Origin of the sequence: Agromyces sp. NPDC057679, assembly GCF_042799635.1 — a bacterium.
In the GTDB taxonomy this organism is placed as follows: domain Bacteria; phylum Actinomycetota; class Actinomycetes; order Actinomycetales; family Microbacteriaceae; genus Agromyces.
The window spans coordinates 18629-35381 of the sequence record NZ_JBHVIK010000006.1; the positions used below are offsets into that span (position 1 = coordinate 18629).

The 16753-nt window shown below is 70.4% G+C and carries 15 protein-coding genes; 11 read left to right on the forward strand and 4 right to left on the reverse strand.

Annotated features, from left to right (window positions below; translation table 11 throughout):
* The first annotated feature begins 343 nt into the window (after positions 1 to 343).
* The 7 genes from ACFVAJ_RS21425 to ACFVAJ_RS21455 all read left to right on the forward strand — a co-directional run bounded on the left by ACFVAJ_RS21425 (position 344) and on the right by ACFVAJ_RS21455 (position 8603).
* On the forward strand, positions 344 to 1717 hold the full coding sequence (locus ACFVAJ_RS21425; protein WP_376947857.1) for an MFS transporter: 1374 nt from the start codon (positions 344 to 346) through the stop codon (positions 1715 to 1717).
* 18 nt (positions 1718 to 1735) lie between these two features.
* Positions 1736 to 3256, forward strand: a complete 1521-nt coding sequence (locus tag ACFVAJ_RS21430) for an FGGY family carbohydrate kinase (protein ID WP_376947859.1) — start codon at positions 1736 to 1738, stop codon at positions 3254 to 3256.
* 14 nt (positions 3257 to 3270) lie between these two features.
* The gene (locus ACFVAJ_RS21435) at positions 3271 to 4944 is read left to right on the forward strand and encodes an FAD-dependent oxidoreductase (protein WP_376947861.1); all 1674 of its coding nucleotides are present in this window, start codon (positions 3271 to 3273) and stop codon (positions 4942 to 4944) included.
* The gene (locus ACFVAJ_RS21440; RefSeq protein ID WP_376947863.1) at positions 4941 to 6470 is read left to right on the forward strand and encodes an FAD-binding oxidoreductase; all 1530 of its coding nucleotides are present in this window, start codon (positions 4941 to 4943) and stop codon (positions 6468 to 6470) included. The genes ACFVAJ_RS21435 and ACFVAJ_RS21440 overlap by 4 nt, the downstream gene beginning before the upstream one ends.
* A 7-nt stretch (positions 6471 to 6477) precedes the next feature.
* Positions 6478 to 7098 carry a glycerol-3-phosphate responsive antiterminator gene (locus ACFVAJ_RS21445; protein WP_376947865.1) on the forward strand — a complete coding sequence of 207 codons (621 nt, stop codon included), beginning with the start codon at positions 6478 to 6480 and terminating at the stop codon, positions 7096 to 7098.
* A gap of 82 nt (positions 7099 to 7180) precedes the next feature.
* On the forward strand, positions 7181 to 7486 hold the full coding sequence (locus ACFVAJ_RS21450) for a putative quinol monooxygenase (protein ID WP_376947867.1): 306 nt from the start codon (positions 7181 to 7183) through the stop codon (positions 7484 to 7486).
* Entirely contained in the window at positions 7479 to 8603 is a 1125-nt protein-coding gene (locus tag ACFVAJ_RS21455) for an alcohol dehydrogenase catalytic domain-containing protein (RefSeq protein ID WP_376947869.1), read from the forward strand. The genes ACFVAJ_RS21450 and ACFVAJ_RS21455 overlap by 8 nt, the downstream gene beginning before the upstream one ends.
* A gap of 39 nt (positions 8604 to 8642) precedes the next feature.
* Here ACFVAJ_RS21455 and ACFVAJ_RS21460 read toward each other — a convergent pair whose 3' ends face one another.
* From ACFVAJ_RS21460 to ACFVAJ_RS21475, 4 genes are all read right to left on the reverse strand, one after another.
* On the reverse strand, positions 8643 to 9317 hold the full coding sequence (locus ACFVAJ_RS21460; RefSeq protein ID WP_376947871.1) for an HAD hydrolase-like protein: 675 nt from the start codon (positions 9315 to 9317) through the stop codon (positions 8643 to 8645).
* 74 nt (positions 9318 to 9391) lie between these two features.
* On the reverse strand, positions 9392 to 9799 hold the full coding sequence (locus tag ACFVAJ_RS21465; protein ID WP_376947873.1) for a hypothetical protein: 408 nt from the start codon (positions 9797 to 9799) through the stop codon (positions 9392 to 9394).
* 28 nt (positions 9800 to 9827) lie between these two features.
* Positions 9828 to 10523, reverse strand: coding sequence for an endonuclease NucS (gene nucS / locus ACFVAJ_RS21470; protein ID WP_376947875.1), 696 nt, complete (start codon positions 10521 to 10523; stop codon positions 9828 to 9830).
* A 9-nt stretch (positions 10524 to 10532) separates the two neighbouring features.
* A complete protein-coding gene (locus ACFVAJ_RS21475) occupies positions 10533 to 11834 on the reverse strand; it encodes an MFS transporter (protein WP_376947877.1) in 1302 nt (433 codons plus the stop codon).
* Positions 11835 to 12034: 200 nt separating this feature from the next.
* Between ACFVAJ_RS21475 and ACFVAJ_RS21480 the strand changes: the two genes are divergently transcribed.
* The 4 genes from ACFVAJ_RS21480 (at position 12035) to ACFVAJ_RS21495 (ending at position 16750) form a co-directional block, all read left to right on the forward strand.
* Positions 12035 to 13477, forward strand: a complete 1443-nt coding sequence (locus tag ACFVAJ_RS21480; RefSeq protein ID WP_376947878.1) for a sulfatase — start codon at positions 12035 to 12037, stop codon at positions 13475 to 13477.
* Between the two features lie 121 nt (positions 13478 to 13598).
* Positions 13599 to 14873 (forward strand): ABC transporter substrate-binding protein, encoded by a 1275-nt coding sequence (locus ACFVAJ_RS21485; RefSeq protein ID WP_376947880.1) that lies wholly within the window; start codon positions 13599 to 13601, stop codon positions 14871 to 14873.
* A gap of 4 nt (positions 14874 to 14877) precedes the next feature.
* Complete coding sequence (locus tag ACFVAJ_RS21490; protein ID WP_376947882.1) at positions 14878 to 15852, forward strand: carbohydrate ABC transporter permease; 975 nt, start codon at positions 14878 to 14880, stop codon at positions 15850 to 15852.
* A complete protein-coding gene (locus ACFVAJ_RS21495) occupies positions 15845 to 16750 on the forward strand; it encodes a carbohydrate ABC transporter permease (protein ID WP_376947884.1) in 906 nt (301 codons plus the stop codon). The genes ACFVAJ_RS21490 and ACFVAJ_RS21495 overlap by 8 nt, the downstream gene beginning before the upstream one ends.
* The last annotated feature ends 3 nt before the right edge of the window (positions 16751 to 16753 follow it).

Here is a 16753-nt window from a genome sequence, read left to right on the forward strand (position 1 = left end):
TGTCGTGATCCCGCCACGTGGCGGGATTACGACACCTGCCGACACGGGGTTGCACCCGTCCGCCCCGACCGATGGGTCCGACGTATCCGAGCGGGTGCGGGAGCACGAGCTCCGGCCGCAGCGGGTTTGACCGGCGCCCGAACATCGGCTAACGTCGGCGGCAATAGGGTAAGAATGGAGACCTCCTGTTGGAGGTTTTCGTCTGCCCTTTTTTGGTTTGTGCGCGTCTCTGACAGGGTTTCCCGACAGAGAGGTCGGACACGTGGCACAACATGTTCTGAGAGGCGTCAGCGACGTCATCTCCTTTATCGACGCACGGTCGCGCATCGGCGGCCGAGCGGGCGTGATCTGGTGGCTCGCGCTCAGCGGGCTGTTCCTCGACGCGTTCTCGAACTCGGCGCTCTCCGCCGGTCTCGGCCCGATGACCCGGGATATGGAACTCAGCGCCACGCAGGTCGCGATCCTCACGTCGATGGCCTCATGGGTCGCGATCGCGTTCAACCCGATCGGCGGATGGCTCGCCGACAAGTGGGGCCGCATCCCCCCGCTGCTCATCGCCAAGGTGCTCGCGCTCGCCGGAGCGATGCTCGCCGCGTTCGCCCCGAGCTTCGAGATGGTGCTCGCCGGCCGCTTCTTCGTCGGCGCCGCCTACGGCATCGACTTCGCGATCGCGATGGCGCTGCTCGCGGAGTTCACGCCCGCCCGGTTCAAGGCCCGTCTGAACACCTGGCAGGGCATCTGGTACGTCGCGGTCTGCTCGAACCTCGTGCTCGCGATCCTCTTCTACAACCTGAACGTCGGCGACTCGATCTGGCGCTACTCGGTCGGCACCGCCGGTCTCGTGGCCCTCGTGCTCTTCGTGCTGCAGGCGACCTTCATGGTCGAGAGCCCCACCTGGCTCGCCCGGAAGGAGAAGCTCGGCCGCGCCGCGTCGTCGATGACGAAGATCTACGGCGAGCCCTTCAGCGCCGCGCCCGTCGAGGACCGGATCCCCGTCACGAACCAGGCCACGAAGGGCTTCGCGAACGTCGCCCTCATCTTCCGCGGCATCTACCTCCCGCGCACCGTGCTCGCGGCGACCGTCCAGATGGCGCAGTCGATCCAGTACTTCGCCGTCGGCTGGTACCTGCCGATCATCAGCATCGCCCTGTTCGGCGAGGACTTCGTCGTCGCGACGCTCGGCGCCCTCGTGTTCAACGTGTTCGGCATCGTCGGCGGCTTCATGTCGCCCGTCATCGGCAAGCGCTTCGGCCTGCGCCGGGCGTCGGCGATCGGCTTCGGCGCGGTCTTCGTGATGCTCGTCGTGCTCGGCTTCTTCTACGAGTCGATGCCGCTCTGGCTCGCCTTCGTGGTGCCCTCGCTGTTCATCCTGTTCCACTCGGGCGGCCCGGGCGCCAACGGCAAGAGCCTCTCGACGCTCTCGTTCCGCAGCGAGCTCCGTGCGGGCGCCAACGGCATCATCGGCGCGATCGGCAGCGCCGGTGCAGCGCTCGGCCTGCTCGTGTTCCCGCTGCTGAAGGAGGGCATCGGCCTCGGCCCGACGTTCCTCATCCTCTCGCTCGTGCCGCTCGTCGCGTTCATCATCTGCTCGGTCATCAAGTGGGACCCGACGCGCACCGCGATCAGCCCCGACGAGGAGCAGGACGCGCCGCAGTTCAAGAGCGACGCCGCGGCGCAGGCGGCTGCCGCCGAGGCATCCGTCCTGGCCGCCAAGTAACGCGAAACGGCATCCGACATGACGACTCCCGCGATCCTCGCGATCGATGAAGGAACGACCGGCACGCGTGCGGCGTGGGTCACGGCCGACGGCCTCGTGCACGCGCTCGAGTACCGTCCGCTCCGTGTCAGCACTCCCGTCGCGGGCGTGGTCGAACAGGATGCGAACGCGATCCTCGACAAGACCATCGACGCCTGCCGTGCGGTCATCGCGCGCGCGGCAGGCGACGGGGTCACCCTCGTCGGGCTCGCCATCGCCACCCAGCGCGCGACGACCGTGCTCTGGGACACGTCCACCGGGCGGGCCCTCGTGCCCGCCATGGTCTGGCAGGACAGCCGGTACGCCGACGAGCTCGCGGCACTCGGGCCCGAGTGGAACGAACGCCTGATCCGCACCGTCGGGCGCCCGACGGGGGTGCGCTCGCCCTACCTCTGGGCGGCGCACCACCTGCGGGAGACCCCCGAGGTCGCCGCCGCCCACCGGGCGGGACGCCTCGGCTTCGGCACGATCGAGACGTGGCTCCTCTGGAGCCTCTCCCGCGATCGCACCTACGCCGCCACCTCGACGAACGCGACCTCGGCGGGCGCCTACGTGCTGGCCCGCCACGAGTACGAGCGCGAGTGGATCGAGGCGCTCGGCTTCCCGGGCGAGCTCCTGCCCGAGCTGCGCCAGGACGCCGACGACTTCGGCGTCACGGATGCCTCGGTGCTCGGCATCGAGGTGCCGATCCTCTCGGCGGCGGGCGACCAGCACGCCGGCACCGTGGGTCTCGGCTGCCTCCGCAAGGGGCAGGCGATGTGCGTGCACGGCACCGGCAGCTTCGTCGACCTCGTCATCGGCGGCGAGGCGCCGGCGAGCCCCGGGCTCTACGACGGGGCGCTCACCCTCACGGCCTGGCGGCGGCACGGGACATCCGTCTTCGCCATCGAGACCTTCACCGCGACGACCGGGTCGGCGCTCGACTGGGTGTGCGACACGCTCGGCTGGTTCGAGTCGTCCAAGCGCATCAGCGAGCTCGCCGCGACCGTCTCGTCGGCGAAGGGCGTCATGTTCGTGCCCGCCCTCACGGGCCTGCGGATGCCCGTCATGGAGCCCAGGGCGAAGGCCTCGCTCACGGGATTCTCGATGTCGACGACGCTGCCCGAGATCGCCTACGCGGTGCTCGAGGGCATCGCCCACTCGGTCGCCTCGAGCGCCGAGGCCGACGAGCAGGTCGCCGGCACGGCGATCACCGAGATCGTCGTCGGTGGCGGGATGTCGGCGAGCGACCCCCTGATCCAGATGCAGGCCGACCTCGTCGGCGTGCCGATGCGGCGCCTGCCCGCCTCGGAGGGGGCGAGCCTGCGAGGCGCCGCGTTCCTCGCAGGCTCCGACGGCCTGCTCTGGAACTCGCTCGAGGAGGCCGCGGCGTCGATGGGCGACGGCGACGTCTTCGAACCCCTGATCAGCGGCGACGAGCGCGCCGAACGCCGAGCGGCGTGGAACGAACGCATCGACAACGAACTCCGGCTCACGCAGAGCCGTGCAACACGGAAGTAAGAGAGAACCACACGATGGTAGGACTGCCAGCCCGCAAGACCGACACCGCGCGCGAGCGCATGACCAGGGTCGAGCCCCTGCAGCTCAGCCGAGCCGAGCAGGTGGCGGACGTCGAGGGCGGTCGCTTCGACATGATCATCGTCGGCGGCGGCGTGACCGGCGCGTACGCCGCGATGGACGCGGCGCTCCGCGGCTACCGGGTCGCGCTGCTCGAGAAGGACGACTTCGCGTCGGGCACCTCCTCGAAGTCGTCGAAGATGATCCACGGCGGACTCCGCTACATCGAGCAGGGCAACCTGCCGCTCGTGCGCCACTCGCTGCTCGAGCGCCAGCGCCTGCGGAAGAACGCCAGGCACCTCGTGCAGCGGCTGCCGTTCCTGTTCCCCGTGCTCTCGCACGACGGCGTCTTCGACCGCCGCCTCGCGGCCGGCTTCGAGAGCCTGCTCTGGACGTACGACCTCGCGGGAGGATGGCGCGAGGGCGTGCTGCACCAGAAGCTCTCGAAGAACGAGGTGCTCGCGCACTGCTCGACCTTCAAGGCCGAGAACCTCGACGGCGGCTTCATGTACTACGACGCCCGCGCCGATGACGCCCGCCTCACCCTCACGCTCGCCCGTACCGCGGCGCACCACGGGGCCACGATCCTGAACGGCGCGAAGGTCACCGGGATCACGCGCAGCCGCGGAAAGGTCAACGGCGTCGTCGCCGAGGTCGACGGGCGCGAGATCGCCGCGCTCGCCGGCGTCGTCGTGATCGCGACGGGCGCATGGCTGCGCGACTGGAACGGCGCGGGCGCCGACGCGGACGCCCCGAACATCCGCCCGGCCAAGGGCGTGCACATCGCCGTGCCGTGGCACAAGATCCGCAATGACTGCACCGTCACGATCCCGATCCCCGGCCGCAACCGCCGCGCGACGATCACCCGCTGGGGCGACACCGCTTACCTCGGCACCACCGACGAGGACTACACGGGCGACCTCGACGACGTGAACTGCACCCGCGAGGAGATGGAGTTCCTCATCTCGGGGGCACGCACCGCGCTGAACACCGACCTCGAGGCCTCCGACGTCGTCGGCAGCATCGGCGGCTGCCGCCCGCTCGTCGCGCCGCCCGGCGGCAAGACCATCGACGTCAAGCGCAAGCACGAGATCCGCACCGACCGCGACGGCCTCGTGACCGTCGTCGGCGGCAAGCTCACGACCTCGCGCCACATGGCCCAGCAGACGATCGACGCCGCGCAGAAGGTGCTCGGCGAACGCCGCCGCTGCGTCACGAAGGACGCCTACCTGCTCGGCGCCGCGGGCTACGACCCCGAGGCCGTCACCGCTTCGGGCGGCCTCGCCGCCCACCTCGGGGAGCGCTACGGCAACGAGGCGCCGTTCATCACCGACATCCTCGGCAGCGACCCGTCGCTCGCGAAGCCGATCGTCGAGGGCCTGCCCTACCTCGAGGCCGAGGTCGTCTACTCGGCCCGCCACGAGATGGCCCGCAGCGTCGACGACGTGCTGAGCCGCCGCACCCGCGCCCGCCTCATGGCCCGCGACGCCTCCGCGGCCGCCGCGCCGCGCGTGGGGCAGCTGCTGCAGGCCGAGCTCGGCCTCAGCGACGCCGCGGTCACCGCGCAGGTGACCGCCTACCAGACCGCCACGGCGCACGAACGCGCCATCCTGATGGGAGAGTCCGAATGATCAGCAAGGAAGCCGTCAAGCGCGGTTACAACCGCGGCAACTACGTGGTGGGCGCACCCACCCAGCCGCACTACGCCGCGAGCATCGAGACCATCGGCGAGGAGGCGTCCTTCCAGGATGGCGTCGTCGCCGTGCCGGCGGCCGTGGTCGCCGACCTCGAGGCGGCGGCCGACGAGGTGATCACCGACGCGGCATCCGTCGTCGAGGGCACCCGCGACTGGTGGGCCGGCACCATGATCGGCGAGACCGGGGGCCGGCCCGCGACGCCGGACGCCGTGATCGTCAAGGTCTCGACGACCGAGCAGGTGCAGGCCGTCATGCGCATCGCCGACGCGAACGACCTGCCCGTGACCGTCTCGGCCGGTCGCAGCAACGTGACGGGCGCCGCCCTGCCCGTGCGCGGCGGCATCGTGCTCGACGTGTGCGAGCTCAACCGCTTCGTGAGCTTCGACGAGGAGAGCCAGATCGTCGAGGTCGAGGCCGGCATGTTCGGCGACGTCTTCGAGGAGCTCATCCAGTCGGAGTACGGCATGACGATGGGCCACTGGCCGTCGTCGTACGGCATCTCGACGGTCGGCGGCTGGGTCGCCTGCCGCGGCGCCGGCCAGCTGTCGACCCGCTACGGGAAGATCGAGGACATGGTCTACGGCATGGATGTCGTGCTGGCCGACGGCTCGCTCATCACCGTGGGCGAGAGCGCCCGCGCCGCCGTCGGACCCGACCTGCTGCAGCTCGTGATCGGCTCGGAGGGCACCCTCGGCGTCATCACGACGATCCGCTTCAAGCTGCACCGCCTGCCGTCGTACGGCCGCGCGATCGCGTACGGCTTCCCGACCTTCGCCGCCGGGCTCGAGGCCTGCCGCCAGATCATGCAGCAGGGTGCGAACCCCGCCGCGCTCCGCCTGTACGACGACCTCGAGAGCGGCGTCCAGTTCGACCTGCCCGAGCAGAACGTGCTGCTCGTCGCCGACGAGGGCACGCAGGAGCTCGTCGACGCGGGCCTCGCCATCAGCGAGCGGATCTGCGCCGAGACGGGCGTGAAGCTCGACGACGAGGCGATCTTCGAGCGCTGGCTCGACACCCGCTACCTCACGGGCAAGAGCGCCGAGGGCTTCACGCGCAGCCCCGGCTTCGTCGCCGACACGCTCGAGATGATCGGCCGCTGGCGCGACCTGCCCGCGATCTACGACGAGGTCGTGGCCGCGATCGACGCCGTGCCCGGCACCCTCGCCGGCTCGGCCCACCAGTCGCACGCCTACGTCGACGGCGCCTGCCTCTACTTCTCGCTCCGCGGCGACGTCGAGGTCGACCAGCGAGCCGACTGGTACCGGGCCGCGTGGGATGCCGCGAACGCCGTGATCCTGAAGCACGGCGCGACCCTCAGCCACCACCACGGCGTGGGCCTGCTGCGCGCGCCGTACATGGCCGAGTCGCTCGGCGCGGGCTTCGAGGTGCTGCGCGCGGTGAAGGCGGCGCTCGACCCGAAGAACCTGCTGAACCCGGGTAAGCTCGGGCTCGACGCCTGATGCTGCGATGAACGAGTCCGCAGACGAGGGCAGGAATGCGGTGAACGTGCTGGAGTTTCCGCGCTCGCTCGACGAGCGGCTCTACCGGAACCCCGTCGTCGCCTCCCTCTACGGCACGGAGTCGGTCGAGGCGTTCCTCGCCGGCCCGTGCCAGGTCGCGATCGCCGCGAACGTGGCGCTCCCCGACCTCGAGGGCATCGTGTCGACGCTCTCGTCTGCGGGCAAGTTCGTCTTCGTCAACATCGACAACAGCGACGGGCTCGCACAGGACCGCGGCGGTGTCGAGTACCTGCGCAAGATCGGCACGCAGGGCCTCATCACCACCCGCACGATGCTCATCCAGAAGGCCAACCAGCTCGGCATGGTGACCATGCAGAAGGTCTTCATCACCGACCGGTCCACGCTGCCGCGCAGCACGAACGCGGTGCGGCAGAACCGGCCGCACCTCGTGCAGCTCATGCCATGGCCGGTCATCCCCTACATCAAGCAGCAGGAGCTCGCCGAGCTCACGCCCTACGTCGCAGCCGGCTTCGTGCAGAGCCGCGACGACGTGATCGCCGCCCTCAAGGGCGGGGCGAAGGCCGTCTCGACGAGCGACGTCGAGCTCTGGTCGATCACCAGGCGCTGACCGGATGCCCCGTGGCCGATCCTCGGCCGCGGGGCTCCGCCGCTCCGACCGGCCCGCTGCGCCACTTCGACAGGAGACCCACGTGTCCGCACCCCAGTTCCAGGTCATCGCCCGCTACTTCCCGCTGCCCGGCGAGACCGAGGCCGTGCTCGAGCTGCTCGGGGAGCTCGCCGCCGCCAGCCGCACCGAACCGGCGAACCGCGCCTACGACTTCTACCGCGGGGTGGCGAACCCCGACGAGATCGTCATCCTCGAGCGGTACGACGACGAGGCCGGCTTCGCCGCGCACCGCGAGTCCGAGCACTTCCAGCGCATCGGCGTCGGCCGGATCATCCCGCTGCTCGCCGATCGCGTGATCGAGCGCTACCGCGAGGCCGCGGATGCGTAGCGCGGTCCTCAGGGAGCAGGGCGCGACCCGGCCCTATGCCGTGAGCCGTCCGCTCGAGATCGAGTCGCTCGGGCTCGCCGCCCCGCGGGCCGGCGAGGTCGGCGTGCGGATCGAGCGGGCGAGCCTCTGCCACTCCGACCTCTCGGTCGTGAACGGCTCGCGGCCCCGCCCGCTGCCGATGGCGCTCGGCCACGAGGCCGCCGGCGTGGTCGAGGCGGTCGGCGAGGGGGTCGACGGCATCGCGGTCGGCGACCACGTCGTGCTCGTCTTCGTGCCGAGCTGCGGGGCGTGCCGTGAATGCCGCTCCGCCCGGCCCGCGCTGTGCTCGCGCGCGGCCGAGGTGAACGGCTCGGGCGAGCTGCTGCACGGACCGTCCGTGCTCACCGACGGGGCGGGCGACCCGGTGCACCACCATCTCGGGGTGTCCGCCTTCGCCGAGCGCGCCGTCGTCGCGGCGGAATCGCTCGTCGTCATCGACCGCGACGTGCCGTTCGACATCGCCGCGATGTTCGGCTGCGCCGCCCTCACCGGCATGGGCGCCGTCTTCAACACCGCCGAGGTGCGGCCCGGGCAGTCGGTCATCGTCTTCGGCCTCGGCGCGGTCGGCCTCGCCGCGGTCATGGCAGCGGCCCAGATCGACGACGTGACGGTCATCGCCGTCGACCCGAACACCGACAAGCACGAGCTCGCGCTCCGGGCGGGGGCGAACGCCGTCGCGACCCCCGACGGCGCGGCGGAGCTCGTCGCCGGGCTCACCGACGGCGGGGTCGACGTCGCGATCGAGGCGGTCGGCAGCGCGCGCGTCATGGCCGCGTGCCTCGAGCTGCTCGCGCGGGGCGGAGCGCTCGTCTCGGTCGGACTGCCGCACCCCGAGCAGGAGCTGTCGGTGCCCGCGCTCCAGTTCGCCGGCGCGGGCAAGCGGCTGCTCGGCTCGTACATGGGCGACGCCTCGCCCGCGCGAGACATCGCCCGCTACGTCGAGCTGTGGCGCGCCGGGCGCCTGCCGATGGAGCTGCTGCACACCGACACGGTGCCGCTCGCCGAGGTCAACGAGAGCCTCGACGCGCTCGCCGACGGCCGGGTCGTCCGCCGGCTGTTCGTTCCCAGCGCCGCCTGAATCGGCCGGCGGCCCGTCCACCGGGCCGCCGCAGGGCGCTCAGCCGAGCAGCAGCGAACGCAGCTGGTCGGCCGAGTGCACGACGGCCATCGCGTCGCCGGCCTCGGCGGGCGAGCCGTAGCCCCACTCGACGAGGATGGTCGGCACGCCGTTGGCGAGCGCGCCGAGGGTGTCGTAGCCGCGGTCGCCGACCATGACGGAGTTCGTGGTGTCGACGCCCTCCGACTTCAGGCGGCGGAGCGCCTCGGCGACGACGTCGGCCTTGGTGCTGCGCGACTCGTCGTCGCTCGCGCCGGTGATGACGGTGAAGTACTCGCTGAGCCCGGCGTGGTCGAGCACCTGGCGCGCCATGCGCTCGGGCTTCGAGGTCGCGAGGGCGATCGGGATGCCCGCGGCGTGCAGCCGCTCGAGCACGCCGGCGACGCCGGGGAACACGGGGGAGCGCAGCACGTGCTCGCCGTAGTGGTCGCGGTAGACGTTCAGGGCCTCCCACGCCTCGGCGTCGGAGAAGCCCGCGGTCATGCGCAGGCTGTCGAGCAGCGGCGGGCCGACGTAGGCGCGCAGTGTGTCGTCCGAGGGCACGGGCAGGCCCATCTCGGTGAACATGTGCGCGAGCGAGCCCGTGATGTCGGCGGCCGAGTCGATGATGGTGCCGTCGAGATCGAAGAGCACGGCCGACCACGTACGGGTGGGGGAGAGGGTCGGGGAAGTCACCGTGACATCCTAGGACGCGAGAATACGAGCGATGCTCGAATTACAGCAGGCCCCAGTGAACCCGCAGCGCACGTTCAGGCGGCCCAGACGTCGATCCAGACCCGGCTCGGCGAGTCCATGTCATGAGACGGTGAGCCAACGCGAACGAATGATGCGGTGGTGAGCCCGTTCATGACGACTTCGTCGTCCGCGTCACCGATCTGAAGTCGGCCCGACGGCGTCTCAAGCCGGCCTTCGAAGACCTGGGTCCGCCCGTCGAGAGTCGGCGGGGCCTCCGACCGATGGATCACGGTCACCTCTGCCTCGGCCCACTCGAGATCGCCATTGAAGTCCTCGACGTCCTGCGCGTGGCGAACCAAGACGATGAGCCCGCTCTCGTTCGCCGAGACCCGCGATTCCGGATCGACCTCGGGGATCTGGCCGCCGAGGTCCGGGTCCGAGACGATCACGATGCCCCAGTGCCACGGTCGCTTCACCGTCACGGTCGCCAGAGGCTGCATGGGGAATCGCTCAGAACAGGCGCGAGTCGCCGTCGTCGACGCCGCGCATCGCGTCGTAGTCGAGCACGAGGCAGCGGATGCCGCGGTCTTCGGCGAGGGTGCGCGCCTGCGGCTTGATCTCCTGCGCGGCGAACACGCCGGTGACGGGGGCGAGCAGGGGGTCGCGGTTCATGAGCTCGAGGTAGCGGGTCAGCTGCTCGACGCCGTCGATGTCGCCGCGCCGCTTCAGCTCGACGGCGACGCTCGCGCCCGAGGCATCCGTCGCGAGGATGTCGACCGGGCCGATCGCCGTCATGTACTCGCGGCGCACCAGCCGGTGCCCGTCGCCGAGCAGCTCGATCTGCTCGGCGAGCAGCTTCTGCAGGTGGGCCTCGACGCCGTCCTTCTGGAGGCCGGGGTCGATGCCGAGCTCGTGTGCGGAGTCGTGCAGCACCCCGTGGATCGAGACGATCAGACGGTCGGCCGTCTTCTTGTGCGTGACCGTCCAGAGCTCGACGATGCCGGCCTCGCGCTGCTCGTCGTCGGGCTCGCTCGTCGCGAGCGTGCAGGGCGGGCTCATCCAGTTGAGGGGCTTGTAGCTGCCGCCGTCGGAGTGCACGAGGAGGCTGCCGTCGCCCTTCACCATGAGCAGGCGGGTCGCGAGCGGGAGGTGGGCTTGGAGCCGCCCCGCGTAGTCGACGGAGCAGCGGGCGATGACGAGACGCACCCGACGAGTCTACGTGCGGTCGGATGCCTCGTCGCCGCCTGCGACGGTGGTGCGGCTGCGTTCGCGCGCGGCCGGCGCCGCGAGGAACGAGAGCACGAGCAGCACGAGGATGACGAGCAGCGCATTCAGGATGCCGAGCTGCTGGCCGATGAACCCGAGCAGCGGCGGGCCCGTGAGGAAGGCGCAGTAGCCGATGATCGCGACCGCGCTCACGCGCGCCGCCGAGTCGGTCGGGTGATCGGCGGCGGCCGACATGCCCACCGGGAACCCGAGCGACGAGCCGACGCCCCAGAGCACGGTGCCGACCACGAGCATCCAGGTCTCGGTGCCGAAGATGAAGAGCGAGAGCCCGATGATGCCGACGACTGCGAGGGTGCGCAGCACGGGCACGCGTCCGTACCGGTCGAGGATCGGCCCGCCGACGACCCGGGCGGCCGTGATCGAGACCGTGAACACGCCGAACATGATCGCGCCGATCGTGGCGTCGAAGCCGTGCCCGTCGACGACGGCGAGGGCGAGCCAGTCGTTGGCCGAGCCCTCGGCGAACGACATGCCGAGCATGATGACCCCGATGAGGAGGAGGCGCACATCGCCCCAGACGGCGAGGTTCGCCTTGAGGCGCTCGGCGAACGGCGGGCGAGGGGTGTCGGCGTGGGTGTCGTCGCCGACCTCGGCGCGCAGGGGCACGTAGCGCACGGCCACGAAGATGGCGACGGCGATGCCGAGCGCGATGGCCAGGAGATGGATCGACACCGGCACGGCGGTCGCCGAGGCCGCCGCCGCGACGCCCGCTCCGGCGACCGTGCCGAAGGAGAAGAAGGCGTGCATGAGCGGCATGACCGTGCGGCCGATCTCGCGCTCGGCCTCGGCGCCCTCGACGTTCATCATCACGTCGACGGCGCCGTTGCCGAAGCCGAAGAGGGCGAGGCCGATGACGACGAGCGGCACCGAGGGGAGGAGCGCGGAGCCGCCGATGCCCGTGAAGACGAGCCCTGCCGAGACGGTCACGAGCGCACCGATCATGCCGAGGCGCGCCCCGAGCCGGGCGAGCAGCCAGGGTGCGGCGATGAGGCCGAGCACCGCGCCGGCCGACGACGCGAGGATGACGAGTCCGACCCCCTGCGTGCTGAGTCCGGTGTCGTCGCGGATCGCGGGGATGCGCGCGACCCAGCTCGCCATGCCGAGCCCCGAGAGGAAGAAGATCGCGAAGATGGCGTTTCGCCAGGCGACGAGCTCGCGGGGTGCGCGGGGCGAGCGGGCCGCGCTCGCGGCGCGGTCGCGCGACTCGTGGTGGGCGGTCGGTTCGGCCATGTCGGTCCTCGAGGTGGAGTGGGTGGTCGTCGGTCATCGATCCGGTACCGTTCCGCGAGCCCGGGATCGGCGTGGATCGAATCGATTCGATAACTGTAGCCGAGATGCCCGGCCACCGCACCCGGTGTGCTCGCTTGCCCGCCCGGCGCAGGCGCACTATCGTCGATTGCTAATCGATTAACAGCGGCGAAGGGGCAGCGATGACGAGGTCGGACGGCAGACGCGAAGTCGAACGCGAGGGTGCGGGTCCGAACCGCCGCCCGCCCAACATCCTCCTGATCGTCTCCGACGACCACGGCTATGCCGACCGATCGCATCTCGGCCTCGACCCCGACGTCCGCACCCCGTCCCTCGACCGCCTGGCGGCCGAGGGCGTCGCCTGCGACGAGGCGTACGTGACCGCACCCGTCTGCTCGCCCTCGCGAGCGGGCCTCATCGCCGGCGCCTACCAGCAGCGCTGGGGCGCGCACTGGTTCGACGACTCCTCGATGGCGGGCCCGGAGCATCCCTCGCTCGCCGAGCGACTGCGCGACGTCGGGTACCGCACCGGGTACTACGGCAAGGTGCACTACGGCGCCGAGCGCGAGGGCGACCGCGGCGCACCGCCCCAGCACGGCTTCGACGACAGCTTCTACGGGCTCGCCGGCCAGTCGATGGGGCGCCTCAACTACCTGCACCACTCGGATGCCGCGGTCGCCGACTACGGCGACGCGGCGAAGGCGATGGCGGTGCAGCCGATGTCGGCGGGCGGGGAGCCGGTCGAGGTCGAGCGCTTCCTCACCGACGAGATCGCCGATCGCGCCGCCGCGTTCATCGCGCAGGACGACGATCGGCCGTTCTTCGCCATGGTCGCCTTCAACGCCGTGCACAACTTCTGCTGGCAGCTGCCCGACGAGGAACTCGAGGCGCGCGGCCTGCCGAGGTTCGAGGACTGGTACCCCGGGGCGTCCGAGTACCTCGACTGGTACGACGGGGCGATCAGCCCGAACCTGCCGAACGGGCGCGCGTACTACCTGGCGCAGCTCGAGCTGATGGACCGCCGGATCGGCCGGCTGCTCGACCTGCTCGACGAGCGGGGCGAAGGCGACGACACGATCGTCGTGTACACGACCGACAACGGCGGCTCCCACTGCAACTACGGGGTGAACGCCCCGCTCCGCGGCTCGAAGTACACCCTCTACGAGGGCGGTGTCCGCGTGCCGTTCCTCGTGCGCTGGCCTGCAGCGCTGCCGGGTGGCGTCGTGCGCGACGGCCTCGTGAGCTCGATGGACATCGCGGCGACCGCGCTCGCCGCGGCGGACGGCGACCTCGATGGGCTCGACGGTCGCGACCTCCTCGCGTTCCTCCGCGGCGACCACGGCGCCGTGCGCGACGAACTCCACTGGGACTGCGGCTGGCAGTGGTCGGTGCGCCGCGACCGGTGGAAGCTGAGCTGGGTCGAGCCGAGCTCGCCGCACGCCGAGGAGATCCGCCGCGTCGAGCACACCGAACCGGGCGACGGCTTCCGGCTGGCCGACCTGGCGGCCGATCCGGCCGAGCAGCACGACGTGCACGACGACCGGCCCGAGGTCGTGGCCGAGCTCCTCGCGGCGCGTGCGGCCTGGCGAGCGGAGATGGACCGTTCGTCCGCTCGTCGCGGCTGACGCTTGCACGCGGCGCGCAGTGCCGCTACAGTCACGTGTTAATCGTTTAGCTAAACGATTAACATTCGGCGGGCGCAGCACCGCCGACCCCCACCAAGAGACAGATCCAAAGGAGGATCGGATGCTTCGAAGTGCAATCACCCGTCGCGGGGCCGCCGCGGTGGCGCTGGCCGCCACGGCCGCACTCGCACTCAGCGCCTGCAGTGACTCGGGTTCGGCCGAGGGCGACGGCGAGGCCGTCACGCTCGAGTACGGCGTCTGGGACCAGAAGCAGGAGGCCGCGATGAAGGAGATCGCCGCCGCCTTCACGGAGGAGCACCCCGAGGTCACCGTCAAGCTCGTCACCACGCCGTACAAGGAGTACTTCACGAAGCTCCAGACCTCGGTCTCGGGCGGCTCGGCACCCGACGTCTTCTGGATGAACGGCCCGAACTTCCAGCTCTACGCCTCGAACGGCGTGCTCGCCCCGCTCGACGACCAGGGCATCGACCCGGCCGACTACCCCCAGGGACTCGTCGACCTCTACACCTACGACGGCGAGCTCTACGGCGCCCCGAAGGACTTCGACACGGTCGGGCTCTGGTACAACAAGGAGCTCTTCGACGCCGCCGGCGTCGCCTACCCCGAGGCCGGATGGACCTGGGACGACCTCGCGGCGACCGCCGCGAAGCTCACCGACCCCGCGAAGGGCCAGTACGGCATCGCCGCCTCGCAGTTCGGCCAGGAGAACTACTACAACTCGATCGCGCAGGCCGGTGGCGAGGTCATCAGCGCCGACGGCACCGAGTCGGGCTACGGCAGCCCCGAGGCGCTCGCGGGCATCGAGCTGTGGACCGACCTCATCGCCGCGGGCTCCTCGCCCACCGCGCAGCAGATGACCGACACGAACCCCGAGGACCTCTTCTTCTCGGGCAAGGTCGCCATGTTCCAGAACGGGTCGTGGGCCGCCGGTGCCTATGCCGACAACCCCGACATCGCCGACAAGGTGAACGTCGCCCCGCTCGCCGAGGGCCCCGACGGCAACCAGAGCGTCATCCACGGCCTTGCGAACGTCGTGAACGCGAAGGGCGACCACGTCGAGCTCGCCAAGGAGTTCGCCGCCTTCGCGAGCGGCGAGGCCGCGTCCGACATCATGGCCGACTCGGGCACCGTCATCCCGGCGTTCGACGGCAAGCAGCAGGCCTGGGTCGACGCGCTGCCCCAGTACGACCTCCAGGTGTACATCGACGCGCTCGACACGGCGGTGGCCTACCCCGTCTCGAAGAACACCGCCGCGTGGACCTCGATCGAGAGCGAGGTCCTCTCGCAGATCTGGGCCGGCTCGATCTCGCCGAAGGACGGCCTCCAGCAGCTCGCCACCGAGATGCAGGCAGCGCTCGACGCGGAGTCGGAGTAGCACCATGACCGAACTGATCGCGCAGCGCGCGAGCGCGCCGATCTCCGAACTCGATCGGGGGCGGCCGGGCGCCGCCCCCGGTCGGGGGCGCCGGCGCGGGCGAGGGCCCGGCCAGTCGCCGTGGTGGGCGCTGCTGTTCATCGGCCCCACGGCGGCGGGTCTCCTCGCCTTCTACCTCTGGCCGACGGTGCGCACCTTCTTCATGTCGTTCACCGAGTCGGGCCCGTTCGGCGGCTCCGAGTTCGTCGGGATCGACAACTACGTGCGCCTCTTCCAGGACCCCGAACTGCTCGGAGCCCTCCGCAACACGGCGCTGTACACGGTGATCGCCCTCGTCGGCATCCCGCTCGCGGTCGCGATCGCCGCGCTGCTCAACACGACCGGCCTGCGCGGCCGCGGCGTCTACCGCACGCTCTACTTCATCCCCGTCGTGACGATGCCCGCCGCGATCGCACTCGTCTGGCGCATGATCTACAACGGCGACTACGGGGTGCTCAACGAGGCGCTGGGCTTCTTCGGCATCGACGGCAAGAGCTGGCTGACCGACCCGAGCACGGCCCTCGTCGCCATCGCCGTGGTCGGCATCTGGGCGGGCCTCGGCACGAACATCGTCATCTTCCTCGCCGGGCTCCAGGGCATCCCCGACACGGTCATGGAGGCCGCGGACCTCGACGGTGCCGGCCCCGTGCGCAAGTTCTTCTCGATCACCATCCCGCTCCTCAGCCCGAGCATCTTCTTCGTCAGCGTGATCAGCGTCATCGGCGCACTGCAGGTGTTCGACCTCATCTACATGATGCTCGGCCAGTCGAACCCCGCGATGCCGAACACCCGCACGATCGTCTACCTCTTCTACCAGGCGGGATTCATCGACAACGAGAAGGGCTACGCGGCGGCGATCGCGTTCCTGCTGCTCATCATCATCCTCATCCTGACGGTCGTGCAGTTCCGTCTGCAGAAGAAGTGGGTGCACTATGAGTGACCTCTCCCTCGACACCCGGGCGATGACCGGCGCGGATGCCGCGAGCGAACGCGGGCGCGGGGCATCCGCCGCCCGTGGCCGTCGCAATCGCGGCCACTGGCTCGTCCACCTCCTGCTCGCCGGCGGCGCGATCCTGATGGTCTTCCCGTTCGTCTGGCAGACGCTCACCGCATTCAAGACGTTCCAGGACTCCGTGCAGGTGCCGCCCGTGGTCATCCCCGACCCGTGGGTGTGGACGAACTTCGCCGAGGTCTTCGACTCGATGCCGTTCGGCCAGATGTTCCTCAACTCGGTGCTGCTCACGATCGGTCGCACCGTCGGCCAGGTCGTGCTCTGCACGATGGCGGGCTACGCGTTCGCGCGCATCCCGTTCCGCGGGCGCAACGTGGTGTTCGTGCTGTTCCTCTCGGTGCTCATGGTGCCCTCGCAGCTCTACCTGCTGCCGCAGTACGAGATCATCCAGAACCTCGGCTGGCTGAACACCCTCCAGGCGCTCATCGTGCCCGGCATCTTCAGCGCGTTCGGCACCTTCCTCATGCGGCAGTTCTTCATGTCGATGCCGGCCGAGCTCGAAGAGGCGGCGCGCATCGACGGCGCCAATCCGTGGCAGACGTTCTGGCGGGTGATGGTGCCGCTCGCGAAGCCCGGCATCGTCGCGCTCACGGTCTTCACGGTGCTGTGGTCGTGGAACGACCTGCTGTGGCCGCTCGTCGTCACGACCGACCCCGAGAAGATGCCGCTCTCGGTGGGCCTGTCGCAGCTCGTCGGCCTCCACGGCACTGACTACCCTGTGCTGATGGCGGGCGCACTCCTGGCGACGCTGCCCATGCTGATCACCTTCATGATCCTGCAGAAGCAGTTCATCCAGGGCATCGCCTTCTCGGGAACGAAGGGGTGACGT